Annotated in this window: 14 protein-coding genes and 1 pseudogene; 10 read left to right on the top strand and 5 right to left on the bottom strand. The window is 71.2% G+C overall.

Annotated features, from left to right (window positions below; all coding sequences use genetic code 11):
* Positions 1–345: 345 nt before the first annotated feature.
* The 3 genes and pseudogenes from SSPS47_RS12865 to SSPS47_RS12855 all read right to left on the bottom strand — a co-directional run bounded on the left by SSPS47_RS12865 (position 346) and on the right by SSPS47_RS12855 (position 2743).
* A pseudogene (locus tag SSPS47_RS12865) lies at positions 346–1160 on the bottom strand (EamA family transporter).
* Positions 1157–1672 carry a YbaK/EbsC family protein gene (locus SSPS47_RS12860; protein WP_164251154.1) on the bottom strand — a complete coding sequence of 172 codons (516 nt, stop codon included), beginning with the start codon at positions 1670–1672 and terminating at the stop codon, positions 1157–1159. The pseudogene SSPS47_RS12865 and the gene SSPS47_RS12860 overlap by 4 nt, the downstream one beginning before the upstream one ends.
* Before the next feature lie 54 nt (positions 1673–1726).
* Entirely contained in the window at positions 1727–2743 is a 1017-nt protein-coding gene (locus SSPS47_RS12855; protein ID WP_164251152.1) for a YafY family protein, read from the bottom strand.
* 61 nt (positions 2744–2804) lie between these two features.
* Here SSPS47_RS12855 and SSPS47_RS12850 point away from each other — a divergent pair, with 61 nt between their 5' ends.
* The 3 genes from SSPS47_RS12850 to SSPS47_RS12840 all read left to right on the top strand — a co-directional run bounded on the left by SSPS47_RS12850 (position 2805) and on the right by SSPS47_RS12840 (position 5116).
* Positions 2805–3398, top strand: a complete 594-nt coding sequence (locus SSPS47_RS12850; RefSeq protein WP_164251150.1) for a DinB family protein — start codon at positions 2805–2807, stop codon at positions 3396–3398.
* Entirely contained in the window at positions 3395–3856 is a 462-nt protein-coding gene (locus SSPS47_RS12845) for a VOC family protein (RefSeq protein ID WP_164251148.1), read from the top strand. Before SSPS47_RS12850 ends, SSPS47_RS12845 begins: the two co-directional genes overlap by 4 nt.
* Positions 3857–3940: 84 nt before the next feature.
* Positions 3941–5116: an epoxide hydrolase family protein gene (locus SSPS47_RS12840; protein ID WP_164251146.1), complete on the top strand. Its 1176-nt coding sequence runs from the start codon at positions 3941–3943 to the stop codon at positions 5114–5116.
* Between the two features lie 281 nt (positions 5117–5397).
* On the opposite strand, the gene SSPS47_RS12835 is transcribed toward SSPS47_RS12840, so the two are convergent.
* Entirely contained in the window at positions 5398–7020 is a 1623-nt protein-coding gene (locus SSPS47_RS12835) for a penicillin-binding transpeptidase domain-containing protein (protein ID WP_164251144.1), read from the bottom strand.
* Between the two features lie 280 nt (positions 7021–7300).
* On the opposite strand from SSPS47_RS12835, the gene SSPS47_RS12830 reads away from it, so the two are divergent.
* From SSPS47_RS12830 to SSPS47_RS12800, 7 genes are all read left to right on the top strand, one after another.
* Positions 7301–8263, top strand: a complete 963-nt coding sequence (locus SSPS47_RS12830) for a MaoC/PaaZ C-terminal domain-containing protein (protein ID WP_164251142.1) — start codon at positions 7301–7303, stop codon at positions 8261–8263.
* 66 nt (positions 8264–8329) lie between these two features.
* Positions 8330–9697, top strand: coding sequence for an MFS transporter (locus tag SSPS47_RS12825; RefSeq protein ID WP_164251140.1), 1368 nt, complete (start codon positions 8330–8332; stop codon positions 9695–9697).
* The gene (locus tag SSPS47_RS12820; protein WP_164251138.1) at positions 9694–10701 is read left to right on the top strand and encodes a MaoC family dehydratase; all 1008 of its coding nucleotides are present in this window, start codon (positions 9694–9696) and stop codon (positions 10699–10701) included. Before SSPS47_RS12825 ends, SSPS47_RS12820 begins: the two co-directional genes overlap by 4 nt.
* An 82-nt stretch (positions 10702–10783) precedes the next feature.
* Positions 10784–12475 carry a thiamine pyrophosphate-binding protein gene (locus tag SSPS47_RS12815; protein WP_164251136.1) on the top strand — a complete coding sequence of 564 codons (1692 nt, stop codon included), beginning with the start codon at positions 10784–10786 and terminating at the stop codon, positions 12473–12475.
* Positions 12476–12506: 31 nt separating this feature from the next.
* Positions 12507–13727 (top strand): CoA transferase, encoded by a 1221-nt coding sequence (locus SSPS47_RS12810; RefSeq protein WP_164251134.1) that lies wholly within the window; start codon positions 12507–12509, stop codon positions 13725–13727.
* A 2-nt stretch (positions 13728–13729) separates the two neighbouring features.
* Complete coding sequence (locus SSPS47_RS12805; protein WP_239064877.1) at positions 13730–14446, top strand: GntR family transcriptional regulator; 717 nt, start codon at positions 13730–13732, stop codon at positions 14444–14446.
* Positions 14443–15885 (top strand): FGGY-family carbohydrate kinase, encoded by a 1443-nt coding sequence (locus SSPS47_RS12800; protein ID WP_164251132.1) that lies wholly within the window; start codon positions 14443–14445, stop codon positions 15883–15885. Before SSPS47_RS12805 ends, SSPS47_RS12800 begins: the two co-directional genes overlap by 4 nt.
* A gap of 95 nt (positions 15886–15980) precedes the next feature.
* Here SSPS47_RS12800 and SSPS47_RS12795 read toward each other — a convergent pair whose 3' ends face one another.
* Complete coding sequence (locus SSPS47_RS12795) at positions 15981–17702, bottom strand: phospholipid carrier-dependent glycosyltransferase (RefSeq protein ID WP_164251130.1); 1722 nt, start codon at positions 17700–17702, stop codon at positions 15981–15983.
* Positions 17703–17726 lie beyond the last annotated feature (24 nt).

The following is a 17726-nucleotide window of genomic DNA, read 5'->3' as shown; positions in this document are numbered from 1 at the left end:
GCTGTCGTGCACACAGGCGTGTGACGCACGAGCGCCGCCTACGCGTGCATTGTGCTCCAAGCACCTCCGGGTTTGCTCCTAGTTGAGTGATTTTCCAACGCAGAGCCAGACACCCGCGTGGGTGGGACTTCGAGTCTGCGCCGCCCGTCGGCTACAACACGTCTGCCACGACTACGCGCCATTTCCTTGCCCTCGTCCCGTCTGCCGTCGACCTGCACGGTGTGTGGGTCGACGGCAGACGGGAGGTCTGGTGGCTGATCGCGCGAGCGGTGGGCGCCGACCGGACTGAGCGGGGCGGAGACACGAGCGCGGCCCGGCCGGGGGCGGGCCCCGCTCCTCCCTCGCTCAACTCGTCCGCAGCATCAGGCCGATGCCGATCACCATCAGGCCGGCCGCCGCGATGCGGGGTGTGCCGAAGCGTTCCTTGACGACTCCCGCAGTGCCGCGATCGGGGCGAGGGCCGCCTGCGTCTGGGCCCACAGCACCAGGGCGTACGCGCCCACCGAGAGCGTCGCGCCGAGGAGGCCGAGGCGTGCGTGGGGGCGGAGTTGGGTGAGGAGCCGGCGGCGGCGTGCGTACAGCGCGTACAGCGGGATCAGCGAGCCCTGGAGAATCATCAGCCAGCCGATGTAGCCGAGTGGTGTGCCCGATTCGCGGACGCCCACCCCGTCCACCACCGTGTACGCGGCGATCGAGACCCCCGTCGCGACCGCGGCGGTCAGCGCGGGCCACTGTGGCTTCGTCTCCGCGCTCCGCATGCCCCACAGGGCAACGCCCACCAGCCCCGCCGAGGCCACCGCGACGCCGGTCGCCTGCCAGCCGTCCAGGGACTCGCCGACGAAGACCGCCGCCAGGACGGTCACCAGCAGTGGCGCCGTACCGCGCGCGATCGGGTACATCTGGCCGAAGTCGCCGAGGCTGAACGACCGCATCAGCAGCGCCTGGTAGCCGAGGTGGAGCACCGCCGAGACGATCAGATACGGCCACGCGCCGGACGCCGGGAACGGTGCGAAGCACACGGCGACCGCGCCGATCAGCGCGCCACCGCCGGCGATCAGCGTGAAGGCGACCACCTGGTCCTTGATGGTGTGCGCGATCGCGTTCCAGGTCGCGTGGGTGACGGCCGCCAGGAGGACAGCGGCGGCGACGGCCGGGGTCACGCCATGCGCTCGCGAACGTCCACTAGCGTGCCGCCGGCGTACGAGACCACGCTCTTGGGGTCCATCGGGAAGACCGTGTGCGGGGTGCCGGCCGCCGCCCACACCACGTCGTGGTCGAGCAGCCCCCGGTCGGCGAGCACACGCGTCCGGGTGCGGTGGCCGAAGGGCGGTACGCCTCCGATCGCGTAGCCGGTGGTCTCCCGTACGAGATCCGCGCGCGCCCGCTTGACCGCCCCGGCGCCCAACTCCTGCCGTACGCGCTCCACATCGACGCGCGACGCGCCGTCCATCAGTACGAGCACCGGGACGCCGTCGGCCTCGAAGATCAGCGACTTGACGATCTCGCCGAGTTCGCAGCCGATGGCGGCGGCGGCCTCGGCCGCGGTGCGGGTGGCGTCGGGGAAGGCGCGGATCTGGCCGGTGAGGTCGTCGAGGCCCAGTTCGCGCAGGGCCTCGACGAAACGGGGATGCGCGGCGGGGGCGGTGTCAGGCGTGCCGTCGGGGTTGGTCATGACGGGCACGCTAGCGGCCGGGGGAGGGGCGGTGCGAACGCGTTTCACCGGCGTTCAGACACCTGGTGGACCCGTCGTACCGGCCGCCCGCAGCCTCTCCGCCAGCGCGCCGCAGCGCTCCGCGAGCTCCGGAGGGTCGAGCACCTCGAAGTCGTGCCCCAGCAGCAGCACATGCATCAGTACGGCGTCGAGGCGGGCGCCGCCGCTCACCACCTCGCAGCGTCCGTCCCCTCGCTCCTCCACGACGGCCGCCGCCCCCGGGATCTGCTCGCGCACCGTGTCGGCGGAGGCGTGGACGAGGAAGCGCGCCCGATGCGCGTAGACCCGGCTCGCCACGCCCTCCTGTACGTACGCCGCCGCGTCGGGCGCGGTACGCGGGCGGAAGCGCCAGGTGCGCAACGACACCGCGGTCATCCGGTCGACGCGGAAGGTACGCCAGTCGTCGCGGTCGAGGTCGTAGGTGAGGAGGTACCAGCGCCGGTCGGAGGCGACCAGGCGGTACGGCTCGCAGCGCCGCCGTCGCGTCTCGCCGCCCGAGGGATAGTCGAAGCCGGTCTCGACCTCGTCGCGGCAGGCCCTGGCCAGCGTCATGAGCACATCGGGGTCGACCGGCGAGCGCCCTCCGCCGAAGAACTCCACCGAGCCGGAGAGCGCGCGGACCTCGTGCCGCAGCCGGACTGGCAGTACCTGGTCGAGCTTGGTCAGCGCCCGGAGCGCGGCGTCGCCGGCGCCGGTGACCGCACCGCCCGCGCCGACGAGCAGGGAGACCGCGGTGGCGATCGCCTCCTCGTCGTCGAGGAGCAGCGGCGGCAACTCCTGCCCCGCGCCGAGCTGGTAGCCGCCGCCGACGCCTTGGCCGGCCCGTACCGGATAGCCGAGCACGCGCAGGCGCTCGACATCGCGCCGCACCGTGCGCGTCGTGACGCCGAGCCGGTCGGCCAGCTCGGGACCGGTCCAGACCTGTCGCTGTTGCAGGAGTCCGAGCAGGGTGAGTACCCGCTCGGTCGTGCCCCGCTCGGTCGTGCTCCGCTCCGTCGTACCCCGCCCGTCACCGCTCGCCGACGTATCCATGCCGACACCCTGACAGAGACAGCGGACCGATCCTGTCCGCCATGGGTGTGAGGGTGGCTCCATGGAAGCGGACGAACTCGACTGGAACCGGACGCTGCGCGAGCAGTGGGAGTTCCACTGGAACCATCAACTGCGGGCCCGGCTCGACGGCCTCACCGACGACGAGTACTTCTGGTCGCCGGCGCCGGACGCCTGGAGCGTGCGGCCTCTCGGCGAGTCGACGGCGCCGCTGCGGTTCGGCGCCGGGGACTTCACGATCGACTACGCCCACCCCGGCCCGGATCCGGCGGCCTTCACCACGATCGCCTGGCGGCTCGGCCATGTCGTCGTCGGCGTGCTCGCCGCGCGCAACGCGGCGCACTTCGGCGGGCCGCCGGCGTCGTACGAGACCTGGGAGTACGCCGCGAGCGCCCGGACCGCGCTCGCGCAGCTGGAGGAACAGCTCGACGCCTGGCTGGCCGGGGTGCGTGGCCTCGGTGACGCCGGGCTCAAGGTTCCGATCGGCGCGAAGGAGCCGTATCCCGAGGCCCCGACGGCGGATCTGGTGCTGCACATCCACCGTGAGCTGATCCACCATCTGTCCGAGGTCTGCCTGCTGCGCGACCTCTACCACCACACGCACATGACGCCTACCACGAACGGAGCCACCCGATGAGCCGCCACCTCCAGATCACCTTCGACGCACACGACCCGCAGGCGCTGTCGTCCTTCTGGCGCGACGCACTCGGCTACGTCCACCCGGCCCCGCCCGGCGTCGATCTGCCGGAGGGCGCCGACCCGCTCGCCGCGTGGGACGACTTCCTGGCGCGGATCGGCGTACCGGAGGAGCAGCGCAACGCCCGCTCGGCCGTCGAGGACCCGGACGGCCACGGCCCGCGGCTGTTCTTCCAGCAGGTGCCGGAGGACAAGGTCGCCAAGAACCGCGTCCACCTCGATGTCCGCGCGGCCCCCGGACTGGAGGGTGAGGCGCGGATGGCGGCACTGGAGGCGGAGTGCGACCGGCTGACCGCCCTGGGAGCCACCCGCGTACGCCGCGACGAGCCCGCCCCGCCGCTGAGCGCCGGGTTCATCGTGATGACCGATCCCGAGGGCAACGAGTTCTGCCTGGACTGAGGGCGGGGCGGCCGTGCTCCGCGGTGCGCGTCCCCGGAGTGGCACGGGGCGGTGCGGGTCTGCCCGCTCCGTAGGATGCGTCGCATGCCGGATATCTCACCCCGTCCCGTGCCGTTCACCGCGCGGACCGCTCCCGCCGCCCTCGACGACCTCCGAGCGCGGCTGCGCGCGACGCGCCTGCCGGACGCCCCCGAGAACGCGGGATGGTCGCTCGGGACCGACCTCGCCCACCACCGCGAGCTTGTCGACCACTGGGCGAACGAGTTCGACTGGCCGGCCCAGGAGGCGGCCCTCGCCCGGCTGCCCCGCTTCCGCGTCACGCTCGGCGGCCTCGGCATCCACTACGTGCACGCGCCCGCCGTCGCGCCGACCGGCCCTGTGCTGCCGCTGGTCCTCAGCCACGGGTGGCCGGACTCGTTCTGGCGGTACGCGAAGGTCGTCCCGCTCCTCACCGACCCCGGCGCGCACGGCGCCGACCCCGCGGACGCGTTCGACGTGGTCGTTCCCGACATGCCCGGCTACGGGTACTCCGACCGTCCCACCGGCCCGCCCCTCAACTCCATCGACGTCGCCGGTCTCTGGGCCGAACTCATGGGCGTTCTCGGCTACGCGCGGTTCGGCGCGGCGGGCGGGGACATCGGCAGCCACGTGAGCCGCTACCTCGCGCTCGACCACCCGGACCGGGTCGTGGCCGTCCACCGTACGGACGCGGGCGTGCCCGTCTTCACCGGCGATCCGGCGGACCTCGCGCCCGAGGAACGAGCCTGGATCGAGTCCGCCGCGGCCTGGGGCGCGAGCGAGGGCGCGTACGCGGCCATGCACCGTACGAAGCCCCAGACCGCCGCCTTCGGGCTCACCGACTCACCGGCCGGGCTCGCCGCGTGGATCGTGGAGAAGATGCGCGCGTGGAGCGACTGTGACGGCCACATCGAGCGCAGCTTCACGAAGGACGAGATCCTCACGAACGTGACGCTCTACTGGCTCACGGGCACGATCGGATCGTCGATGCGCATGTACGGCGCGAACGCCGCGATCCCGCCCGAGCAGCTCGCCCGCCGGGTCGAGGTGCCGTCCGGCTTCTCGCTCTTCCCCGGCGACATCGTCCGTCCGCCGCGCGCGTGGCTCGACCGCACGGCGAACGTCGCACGCGTCACCGAGCCCGCGCGCGGCGGCCACTTCGCGGCTTTCGAGGAGCCCGAGATCTACGCGGAGGAACTGCGCGCGTTCTTCCGCCCGTACCGGGCCCCGGCGCTGGGCTAGGCCCTGTCGGTCGGATCCTGCCGGGTTCGTGGTCCCTGGCACGCACGCCGCCGCGTCGGCGACGGAAGGGGAGGCACGGCTCCCGCCGTGCCTCCCCTTCCGTCTCGCGACCGCACGCACCAACATGGCATCGGCCGCAGCCGCGGCGCGCGCTCCCTGATCCGGCCTGATCCGGCCGACAGACCCTGCGCCCTGTCGGTCGTACCCGCCGGACCCGGGACGCGTGTCGCACGCACTCTCGCACCGTCACGCTCGACCGGCGCCGTCCGCGCGCCGCCCCCTCACCCCGCCGCCAGCACCGCCGCGACCACCGGGCCCGCCGCGTCGCCGCCGTGGCCGCCCGCCTCTACGCTCGCCGCTGCCGCCAGGTCGTCCTGGAAGCCGGTGAACCAGCTGTTCGACGTGGCCTGTCCGTCCACCTCGGCGGAGCCCGTCTTCGCGCCCTTGTCGCCGCCGAGCGCGGACATCGCCGCCTTGCCCGTGCCCCACGAGGCCGTCGCCCGCATCATGTCGCGCAGCTGCCGGCCCACCGCGCCCGGCAACTGGCGCTCGGCCACCGCCAGTTGGCGGTCGTCGAGGTCGCGCGGGACGATGACCGGCTGGCGGAACGTGCCGTCCTTCGTGGTGGCCGTGACCGACGCGATGTTCAGCACGTTCATCTGGACCGTGCCCTGACCTATGTACTGCGCCGCGGCCCCGCCCCCGGCGGACTCCGGCACACTGCCGTCCGCCGACGCTATGCCGGTCTGCCAGTTCAGCCCGAGGCCGAAGACCTCACGGGCCTCCGCGGGCAGCGCGTGGTCGTCCTTCGTGTCGTCGATCAGCTTGATGAAGGCGGTGTTGCAGGAGCGGGCGAAGCTCTGCGTGAAGTTGCCGCCCTTGATGTCGAACTGGTCCAGGTTGTGGAACGAAGTGCCCTGGTAGAGCACCGTCTTGGGACACTCGGCCGGCTGGTTCGCGCCGACCAGGCCCTTCTCCAGCAGCATCGCCGCCGTCACTATCTTCATCGTCGACCCCGGCGCCTGCTTGCCGAGCATCGCCGCGTTGAAGCCGTCCTCGCGGTTGTTGGCGACGGCGACGATCTCGCCGGTGCTCGGCTTCACGGCGGCGACGGACGCCTCGTCGTACTTCTTCACGGCCTGCTCGGCCGCCCCCTGCACCTTCGCGTCGAGCGTCGTCCTCAGCTCGCCGGGCTTGCCCGTGGAGAGTGCCAGCAGTGTCGTGCGGGGCGCGCTGTCACCGTCGCTCTGGATCCACGTCTCGACGCCGGACCTGCCGCCCGCCTTCTCCCCGTACTTGGCCCGCAGTTGGTCGAGCACCGGCGCGAGTGACGGGTACCTCTCGGCGGTCAGCTCGGTCCCGTTGCGGTCGACCGCCTTGATCGGCGGTTTCGCGGCCTCGCCGGTGACCAGGCTCGTGTTCTTCGTCAGCTTCGGATGAATGACGGTCGGGACCCAGTCGACCAGCGGCTTCCCGCTGGTCAGCCCGCGGACGACGGTCAGCTCGGAGGCGTACGACAGGGGCTTGCTCAGCCCCTGGAACTTCACCGTCGCCTCCACGGTGAAGGGCACCTTCGCGCCCGTCGCCCTCCCCGGAGTGATCACGGCCCCGGTGATGTGCGCCTGCTCGCCGTACCCGGCGACGGCTTCCTTCGCGGCGGCCGGATTGTTGGTGTACGTGGCGGCGAGTTCGGGGTCCTTGCCCTCGGCCCACGCGGTCAGGAACTGCTCGGCGGCGTTCTTGATCTCCTCCGCGCTCAGCGGTCCCGTCCGGACCTCGGCCGATGCCGACCTGGTCTCCGTGCCCCCCTCGCCGGCCAGGACGTTGTACGCCCCGTACCCGATACCACCGGCCACCACGACGAACACGCCGCCGACGATGGCGACCTTCGTTCCACTGCGCATGGGTGCGGTCCCCTCCCCCCAGGAGCGCCCCCGCCACGTTTGAACGTGTTCAAGGGGCAATTGTTTCGCACTCTACGGGACGCGGGTGAACGCGGAAGGGCCCGTTACCGGACCGCGATGAGGGCGTCATCAGGCGGCGGACGTGTGCGGACGCGCGTTGACGCCAACCGTCGACACGACTCCTCGCACGACCGTTGACACGGCCGATTCCGCGAACGTAGCGTAAGGACTAGTCGTCTAGACTAATTTGAGCCCGCCGGGCCACGACGCGGAGGTGACCATGGAATCGCGGACATCGCATCTGAAAGAAGCCCGCTACGAGCTGGTCGAGATTCCTGAGCCGATGGGCCCGGTCTCCGTGACCGTGGACCGGCGCAAGGTCCTCGACCACGCCTACAGCGAGGACGACTTCGGGTCCTGGTACTTCCAGGACTCCCCGTTCGGCGGCCCCGTGGGACACCCCCTCGTACTCGCCAACGACCTGCTGTTCCTCTTCTACGAGAAGTACGACGGCAACACCGCCCAAGGCCTGCACACACACGAGCACCTGACGTTCCACTCGCCCGTCAAGGTGGGTGAGACGGTCACGATCGAGGGCGGCTACACGCACAAGTACGAACGCCGGGGCCAGGGCTATGTCGCCCTGGACGCGGAGGCGCGCGGCGCCGACGGCCGGCTGCTGGTGCGCCACACCGGAAAAGAGATCATGCGGGCGGTCGCCGGTGAGATCACCGGACAGAACCGTACGGCGGGCGACGTGCGGTCACGCACCGTGCTCGGCACGGTGGACACCACCGTCCCCGCTCTCGACCGGGCCCGCCCCGACGCCCCCGCACGCGCCGCCCTGCCACGGCGGACAACGGTCTTCACCCAGGACCAGATGTCGGTCTTCTCCTGGGCCGGGCGGGGTTACGCCAACGTGCACACGGCCCCCGACAAGGCCGCCGCCTCCGGCCTGGACCGCACCATCGTCCAGGCCCAGCAGCAGACCGGTTTCCTCATCGCCAACCTGATCGACGTGTTCGGCAAGGCGTTCTTCACCTCGGGTGAACTCGACCTCCGCTTCGTCTCCCCCGCCTTCGTCGGCGACGAACTCACCGCCGGCGGCGCTGTCGCCGGAGTCACCGGCGACCGGCTCGAACTGGAGGTCTGGGTCGACAAGGCCGACGGCACCCGTACCGCACTCGGGTGGGCGTCAGCCCAGGTGGACACCGACCCGGAGCGCCCCACGCGCCTGGTCTGACCCGCCGTGTCCCCGCCCCCGCACCCCCGTCCCCACACGTCAGTGAGATCGACAACGGAGTCATCCATGGCGCACTCAGCCACCACCCCGCCCACCACCGAGCAGGAACGGACCAAGCTCGCCAAACGAGCCGCCGTCGCCAGCCTCGTCGGCACCGCCGTCGAGTGGTACGACTACTTCATCTTCGGCACCGCCGCCGCCCTCGTGTTCGGGGAGCTGTTCTTCCCCAACGAGGACGACCCGATCATCGGCACCCTGTCGGCGTTCGCCGTCTTCGGTGTCGGCTTCTTCGCCCGCCCCGTCGGAGGGGTGGTCTTCGGACACTTCGGTGACAAGTTCGGCCGCAAGGCCGCCCTCGTCACGACGCTCATGCTGATGGGCGTCTCCACCTTCCTCATCGGCCTCCTGCCCACCACCGACCAGATCGGCATATGGGCCCCGATCCTGCTCGTCCTGCTGCGGCTCATCCAGGGATTCGGCGTGGGCGGCGAGTGGGGAGGCGCCTCACTGGTCGCCGTCGAGTACGCCCCGGCGCACAAACGCGGCGCCTACGGCAGCTTCCCGCAGATCGGCAACGCGGTCGGGCTCGTGCTCTCCACGGGCATCTTCGCGATCGTGTCCACGCTGCCCGACGAGGCACTGATGAGCTGGGGCTGGCGCGTGCCGTTCCTGCTCAGTGCCGTACTCATCGCCGTCGGCCTGTTCATCCGGTTCAAGCTCACCGAGACACCCGCCTTCCAGGCCGCGCAGGAGGAGCTGGAGAAGCAGCCCGCCGAGGAGCAGGCCAGGGAGCGCATGCCGATCACCGAACTGTTCAAGCGGTTCAGGAGGCCACTGCTCCTGGCCATGGGCATGCGCCTCGGCGAGGCGGTCTTCGGCTACATCATCCTCACCATCGGTCTGACGTTCGCCGAGAACTACACCGACATCCCGCGCACCCATGTCCTCGTCGCGAGCAGCATCGCCGCCGCGCTCGCCATATACACGTACTACTTCTTCGGGAAGCTGTCCGACCGCATCGGCCGGCGCACGGTCTTCATCATCGGCTCCCTCGTGGGCGTGGTCGTCACGTTCCCCTTCTTCTGGGTCCTGGACGCCGACGCGCTGGTGCTGATGTACGTGGCCTACGCCGTGGCGTACGCGATCGGCGTCGGCGCCGTCTACGGCGTCGAACCGGCCTTCTTCGCCGAGCTGTTCAGTACGAAGGTGCGCTACACGGGAATCTCCCTGGCGGCGCAGATCCCCAGCGTCCTGATCGGACTGTGGCCGCTCGCCTCGACCGCCCTGCTGGCGGCGACCGGCGGAGACCCCTGGCCCATCGCGGCCATCACCGTCGCGGCCCTGCTCATCGGACTGCTGTGCGCGTACCTGGCCCCCGAGACCAACCGCATCGACATGACACGTGTCGGTGACGAGACGGAGAAGGCACGATGACGGAACCGAATGCCCGTCCGTGGCGGGATCTGACCGACCCGCGCCGCGCGGGCGCGACCGAGAGGCTCGAAGAGGGGCTCAAGGAGCCGGAGTTCGAGAACCTCGACATTCCCGAGGACCTCGGCACCGTGCGGGTCGTCGTCGACGACCACAAGATCAAGCGGTACGCCTTCACCCACGACGACCATTCCCCCTGGCATCTGACGGAGAGTCCGTTCGACGGGAAGCGCGTCGGGCACGCGGCGCTGCTGGGCAACGACCTCGTGCAGCTCTTCACCCTCGTCTACGCGGCCAGCCAGGTCGTCGGGTACCACACCGAGGAACAGATGTGGTTCGACAGCCCGGCCGTCCTCGACGAGGTCGTCACCCTCAGCGGCACGTACACCGAGGCGTACCGGCGCCGCGGCGAGGGCTATGTCGTCATGGAGGCCACCGCCACGGGCGAGGACGGGCGCAGCGTCGTCCGCCATCGCGGTGTGGAGATCCTCAAGACCGACCCCGGCGCCATCGGCGGACGCGGATCGGCGGCGCCCGAACGCCGTGTCACCGGCGAGGTTCCCGAGGGCGCGCGGACCTCTCACACCCTGGGACCGGACGTACGGCCCGGTGACGTACTGGCGCCGCTGAACAAGACGGTGACCGCCGAACAGGCCGCGGTCTTCAGCCGGGTCGGCGAGTACGTGCGCAACATCCACAACGACATCGACGTCGCCCGCGCGGGCGGCCTGCCGGTGCCGATCGTGCAGGGGCAGCAACAGTTCGGCGTACTGGCCCAGTTGCTCACCCTGCGCGCCGGTCCGTCGTTCCTCACCGGCGGCTGGCTGCGGGTCAAGTTCCTCGCTCCGCTGGAGGTGTTCGAGCCGTTCACGTCGACCGGCGTCGTCACCGCCGTCACCCCGGTCGACGACGGTCTCCGCGTCGATCTGGAGGTCTGGGTACGACGCGACGCCGACAACCGTCTCCTCACCGCCGGCTGGGCCGCCGTGACCGTCCCCGCGTCCTGAGCGACCGCACCGCTCCCACCCCCACTTCGCACCTCTCACCGACCGCACCACCGCACCGACACAGAAAACGGGATCTTCGCAGATGAGCACTTCCAAGACCGGCGGCCAGGTCGTCGTAGACCTTCTGACCTCCCTCGGCGTCGAGTACGTCTTCGGCGTCGTGGGCGGCCAGACCCTCGCCATCACCGACGCGATCATCGACACCCCCGGCATCCAGCTCGTCCACACCCGGCACGAGAACGCCGCGGCCGTGATGATGGACGCCTACGGCAGGCTCACCGGCACCCCGGCCGCCTGCATCTCCACCACCGGCCCCGGCGCCACCAACCTGCTCACCGGCGTCGGCGGCGCCTACCGCGACTCCAGCCCCGGCTTCGTCCTCACCTGCAACAACAACGGCGAGAACATCCACAAGGACGACGCCCAGAACGCCGACCACGTCGAACTGCTCAAGCCGCTGGTCAAGTACTCCCGGCTGGTGGCACACAGCTCGTCCATCAAGCAGGCGATGGAGGAGGCGTACGTCAACGCCCTCACCGGCAACCCCGGCCCCGTCCACCTCGACTTCGCCCGCGACACCATCGAGGGACAGGTGACCGACCCGCCGGTGGTGCCCGCCGTCCACCCGAGCCGCGCGTGGGTCACCGAGCGGCCGTCCGCCAACCCCGTCGCGCTGGCCAGGGTCGCCGAACGGGTGCTGCGCGCCGAACGGCCCGTCATCTGGCTCGGCAACGGCGGCAACCGCGCGCGGGCGAGCGAGGACGTACTGGCGCTCGCCGACGCGCTCTCGATCCCGGTCGTCACCACCTTCAACGGCATCGGGTCGGTGCCGACCACCCATCCGCTGGTGTTCGGGGCCGTCAGCCGGATGGGCACCACGCTCTCCGGCGAGGTCCTCGGCGACGCCGATCTCGTACTCGCGCTCGGCAACAGCCTCAACGCCGTGTCGACCACCCGCTGGCGGCGCGAACTGCCCGAGATGATCCAGGTCGACGTCGAGCCGGCCATGATCGGGCGCTACTACTCCGAGATCACCCAGGGCGTCGTCGGCGACCTCGGCGCGTTCGCCCGTGACCTGGTCACCGCGACGGCCGGGCACGCGGCCGACGCGAAGGCCGGACGCGCCGAGTGGATCAGCTCGCTCACCCAAGCGCGCACCGACTGGTGGCAGGCGTCCGAGGTGACGGACACCGCCGCCGAGGGCCCGCTGTCCCCTGCCGACATCGTCCGCACCCTGCGCGAGGTGTCGCCCGAGGAGACGCTGCTGATCCCGGACGCCGGCAACCCGGGCGTCTGGTCCTTCCTCTGGGAGATCCAGCGGCCCAACAGCTACATCAAGCCCGTCGGTTTCGGGAACATGGGATTCGCGCTGCCGTCGGCGATCGCGGCGTCGCTGATCGACCCGCGGCGCCCCGTGCTCGCGCTGATCGGGGACGGCTCCCTCGGTATGAGCATGGGCGAGATCGAGACCCTCGCACGCGTCGGCGGCAACGTCTGCGTCGTGGTCCTCAACGACTCCAGCTACGGCAACATCCGCCAGGAGCAGGAGCTGCACTTCGACGGCCGCACCACGGGCGTCGACTTCGGCACCGTCGACTTCGGCATGGTGGCGCGCGCGATGGGCGTGGACGGTGAGGTCGTCACCGGCCTGGCCGCGCTGCGGCAGCGGGTCGCGGACGCCTTCGCGGCCGGCACGCCGGTGATACTCGACGTACCGATCGACCGTGCTGCCAACGCCTGGACGTTCCCCTCGTTCGTGGCGCCGAAGAAGTAGAAGCAGGAGCAGGAAGCAGGTGACAGCGGCAATGCCGAACGCGAACGCGGCACCGAAGGGGGCGGCGGGTCCGACACCCCTCGACGGCGTGAAGGTGCTCGACCTCTCGCGCTTCATCGCGGGCCCGCTCTGCGCGCAGATCCTGGCCGACTTCGGAGCGGAGGTGGTCAAGATCGAGCGGCCGGGCGGTGAGGACTCCCGGCACCACGGCCCGTACCACCGGGACGAGAGCGTCTACATGTTCCTCTACCACCGGAACAAGTACGACGCCTCCCTGGACACCCGCCACCCCGAGGCGCTCGCAATCCTGGAGCGGCTGATCGCCTGGGCGGACGTCGTCGTGGAGAACTACCGGCCGGGCACGATCGAGAAGATGGGCATCGGCTACGAGCGGATGAAGGAGATCAACCCCGACATCATCCTGGTGTCCATCTCCGGCTTCGGCCAGACCGGTCCGGACTCGCGCCGCGCCCTGTTCGACGCCATCTCGCAGGCGTCGTCCGGGCTGATGGACATGACCGGTGAGCCGGACGGCAAACCGACCCTCAGCGGCACCTACATCGCCGACTACACCACCGGCTACCAGGGCGCGATCGGGGCCCTGCTGGCGATCCTGCACCGCGAACGCACCGGCGAGGGCCAGCTCGTGGACATCGCGTCCTTCGACACGATGTTCTCCGCGCTCGGCATCCGGCTCATGTCCCAGCTCATGCTCGGCCAGGACATGCCACGCAGCGGCTCACGCGATCTGCTGACGGCGCCGGTCAACGTCTACGAGGCGGCGGACGGACCCATCTACATCCAGGCGGGCACCGCCTCGCTGTTCCCGAAGCTCTGTGCGGTGATAGGGCGGCCGGATCTCTCCGACGACCCGCGCTTCGCCCGTGTCGAGGGCCGGATGACGCACCAGGAGTTCCTGGAGGGCGAGATCGGGGCGTGGGCGGCGGGCCGTACGAGGGAGGCCATCGCGCGGACCCTCGAAGAGGTGGGCGTGCCCTACGCCAAGGTCGCCTCGGTCGCGGAAGTGGCCGAGTCACCGCAGATCGCCGCCCGTGACATGATCGTTGAATCGGAGCATCCCGAACTCGGTAACATCCGGATGCCCGGTAATCCGATCAAAATGGAGAAGACCCCGCCCATGGTCCGCAAGGCGCCACCTCGGGTCGGCGAGGACAACAGCTACGTCTACGGCGGCATCCTCGGGCTGTCCGACCAGGACATGGCCCGACTCCGCAGGTCGGGAGCCATCTGACCATGGCGCGCGCACCCAGGTATCAGGTGATCTACGACGACCTCGTCTCCCGGATCAGGTCCGGCGCCCTGGCCCCCTCGGCGCGGCTGCCCAGCGAGACGGACCTGGCCAGGCAGTACGGGGTGAGCCGGATGACCGTGCGGCAGGCCCTGGACCTGCTCGACTCGGAGAGGTTCGTCGTACGGCGGCAGGGCAGCGGCACGTTCGTCAGCGGGCACGGCGATCGCGGGCGGCGGCTCAACCGGCTGCGTTCCTTCGCCGAGGAGATCGAGGGCACGGGCGGTGAGCCGTCCACGCGGCTGATCCACTGCGGGACCACGACCGCGCCCGGTGATGTGACCGAGGTCCTCGGAGGCACGGCGGACGACACGGTGAACCGGCTCACCCGTGTACGTCTCGTCGACGGCTCGCCCGCCGCGCTCCAGGACGCCTGGATCCCCTACTCCGTGGCTCCGTCACTGTCCCGGGAGCCACTGCTCGACGGCTCCCTCTACCGCACCCTGACGGAGCGCTTCGGGGTCGAACTGCGCCACGCAGACCAGTCCATGACGGCCACTTTGCTGACCGCCGAACAGGCGGACCTGCTCGAAACCGAACCCGGCGGGGCCGCGCTGGTGGTGCGCCGCACCACCTACGGATCGCGTGGCGAGATCGTCGAGTTCACCACGAGCTGGACGCTGCCCGGATTCCCCTTCCTGCTGAGGATCGACGCCGAATGAGCGCCCACGTCATCGCGGTCGATGTCGGCACCTCGGCCGTGCGGGCCGTCGCGATCGGCGTGGGGGGCGAAGTCCTCGCCCAGCGGCGGATCGCCCGCACGTCGGGACTCGGCGGCGACACCTTCGACGCGGACGAACTGGAACGGGACGTACGGGCCGCGCTGGCGGGCGTCTGCGGCGGACCGGCCCCCGCCGCGCTCGCCATCGCCGCCCACATCGGCACGGTCGCCGTCGATTCCGCGCTCCGGCCCCTCGGGCGCGGCGGCGGCTGGGCCGACACCCGGGGCGTGGCGCACCTCGCGGCGCTCGGCGACGCGACGGTGCGGCGGCTGCTGCACGACGCGGGCCGCCCGGCGCTGACGGGCGGTGCCCTCGCCCATCTCCTGGGCATGGAGCCGGAACTCGCGTCGAGGGTCCACGCCTTGCTGTCGCCCAAGGACTTCCTCGTCGCCCGGCTCACCGGACGGCTCACCTCCGACACGATCAGCGCCGCCTACACCCTGGCCTCCGACGTACGCCGCCGCGCCTGGAACACCGGCCTGCTCACGGAGGCCGGTCTGGATCCCGTACCGCTGCCGCCGCAGTCGGAGCCGACATCCGTGGTCGGCGCCCTCACCGGGGAGGCCGGGGCGGCCACCGGTCTGCCGGCCGGGCTTCCCGTCATCGCCGGCGGCCCCGACGGATCCGTCGGCATCGGTCTGCTCCTCGGCGGGGCCGGTGACGCCATCGCCGACGTCGCGGGGACCACCGACGTCATCGGCCGGCTGCTCCCGGGCCCCGACGACGTACCGCAGGGCGCCGTACTCAACCCCTCCGTCCTGCCCGGCCGATTCGTCGCCGGCGGGGCGACCGGGCTCACCGGAGGCGCTGTCGCCCGGTGGCGCTCACTGGTCGGCACCGTCGCCGACGAAGAACTCGCCGCGGTGCCGCCGGGTGCGAACGGGCTCACCGTGCTGCCCGGCATGACGGGCGCTCGCTTCCCGACCTGGCGGTCCGGCACCCGCGGCGCGGTGCTCGGACAGCGGCCCGACCACGACGCCGCGTGCCTGCTCCGGGCCGCCCAGGAGGCGGCGGCCTTCACGGTCCGCGAGGGACTGGACCGCCTCGATCCCTCGGGCGGTCTGCCGGTCGCGCTGGCCGGGGGTTCCTCGCGCAGCGCCCATGTGGCGCGGCTGCGCGCCGACATCCTCGCCCGGCCGCTCCTGATCTCCCCGGAGCCCGATGTGACCCTGCTCGGCGCGGCGGCGCTGGCGTTCATCGGCTCCGGCCTGGACACCGACCTGGACGCGATCCGCGCCCGCCTGATCGGCACCCCGCGCCGGGTCGACCCCGACGCGGCGCGGGCGGCGCGCTACGAGCGACTGCACGCCCGCTGGCTGGAACTGCGCGACGCGACGGACAGGCTGTCGGACACCCCGGGCGCCGCCCCGGCGCGGTGACCGGGCCGGATGTACCCGCTCCGTCCGGTGGCCGGTTCGTCCTCGATCGCCGGCCGGGCAGCAAACGCAGCCCGTCCGGCGATCGAGGACAGGGCCTAGACCCAGGTGTCGAACCACATCCGGTCCTGCCACTCCCCGACGGGGATCGTCTGCCCGGTGAAGACCGGCCAGAAGTAGATGAAGTTCCAGACGATCAGCAGCACCAGTACCCCCGCCCCCACCGCGCCGATCGTTCTGCGCCTCTCGTCCGAGCCCGCCGGGCCCAGCATCGCGCCGATCATCATCGACACCGCCAGACAGAGGAACGGCACGAAGACCACCGCGTAGAAGAGGAAGATCGTGCGTTCCTGGTAGAAGAACCACGGCACCCAGCCCGCCGCGATCGCGCAGGCGATGGCGCCCGCGCGCCAGTCGCGGCGGAAGAACCAGCGCCACAGGACGTACAGGATCGCGAAGCACGCCGCCCACCAGAGCAGGGGCGTGCCGATCGCCAGGACCTCCTGGGCGCACTTGTCCGCCGGGGCCGCCGTACAGCCCTCCGTGCCGCCCCTGGGGTCCTCGTAGAAGTACGAGACGGGGCGGCCGAGGACGATCCAGCTCCAGGGGTTGGACTGGTAGGTGTGCCCGGAGGTCAGATTGACGTGGAAGCTGTAGACCTCGGTCTCGTAGTGCCACAGGCTGCGCAGCCAGTCCGGCAGCCAGGACCACATCCCGCCCTGGCCCTGGGTCGCGGCCCAGTCCCGGAAGTAGCCCTTGTCGGTGACGATCCAGCCGGTCCACGAGGCGACGTACGTGCCGATCGCGACCGGGACCGTGGAGACGAAGGCCGGCAGCAGATCGCGCTTGAGTACGGCCTGCCAAGGGCGTACGGCGCCTGCGGTGCGCCGCGCGCCCACGTCCCACAGGACGGTGAGCAGACCGAAGGCGGCCAGGATGTAGAGGCCGTTCCACTTCGTCGCGAAGGCGAGCCCCAGCATCAGACCGGCCGCGAGACGCCACGGCCGCCAGCCCAGCCGCAGGCCCTCGGCGACGCCGGTGTCCGGCCGCAGCACCCCCTCCGCGTCCACCGGCAGCGCGTCCGCGAACCGCCGTCGCGCCCAGTCCCGGTCGAGCAGCAGGCAGCCGAAGGCGGCCAGCACGAAGAACATCAGCACCAGGTCGAGCAGCGCCGTGCGGCTCATCACGAAGTGCAGTCCGTCGACGGCGAGCAGCCCGCCCGCCAGACAGCCCAGGAACGTGGAACGGAACAGCCGGCGGCCGATGCGGCACAGCATCAGTACGGAGAGCGTGCCGAGGACGGCCACCATGAAGCGCCAGCCGAACGGGTCGAAGCCGAACATCAGCTCGCCGAGCCCGATGATCCACTTGCCGACCGGCGGGTGCACCACGTACCCGGGGTCGGTCGGCACCGGGACCTGCGAGGGGTCGGCCAGGATCAGCTTGTCGACGTCCTTGGGCCAGCTCGCCTCGTACCCCTGCTTGACGAGCGCCCACGAGTCCTTGGCGTAGTACGTCTCGTCGAATATCACCGCCTTGGGGCTGCCCAGGTGCCAGAACCGCATCAGCCCGGCGACCAGCGCCACCAGCAGCGGACCGAGCCAGGCGGACCAGCGGGTCAGCCGGTCGGCGAGCAGGGGGCGCACGCCGAGCACGATCCACAGGCGCTGGGACGGCTCCGTGTACGGCGGCACCAGGCGCTCGCGCAGCCCGATCACCGGTCTCGGCGCATAGCCGAACCGCCGCAGCCGCTGGGGCCATGACGGCGGTCTGTCCTCGGCGTCCCGACCCTGGAGGGCTTCTGGCGCAGTACTGGTCACCGCGCCATCGTAGGGAACGCGACT

This window comes from Streptomyces sp. S4.7, assembly GCF_010384365.1.
In the GTDB taxonomy this organism is placed as follows: domain Bacteria; phylum Actinomycetota; class Actinomycetes; order Streptomycetales; family Streptomycetaceae; genus Streptomyces.
The sequence above is the reverse complement of the archived record's forward strand: the minus strand, read 5'-3'. Positions and strand labels throughout refer to the sequence as shown.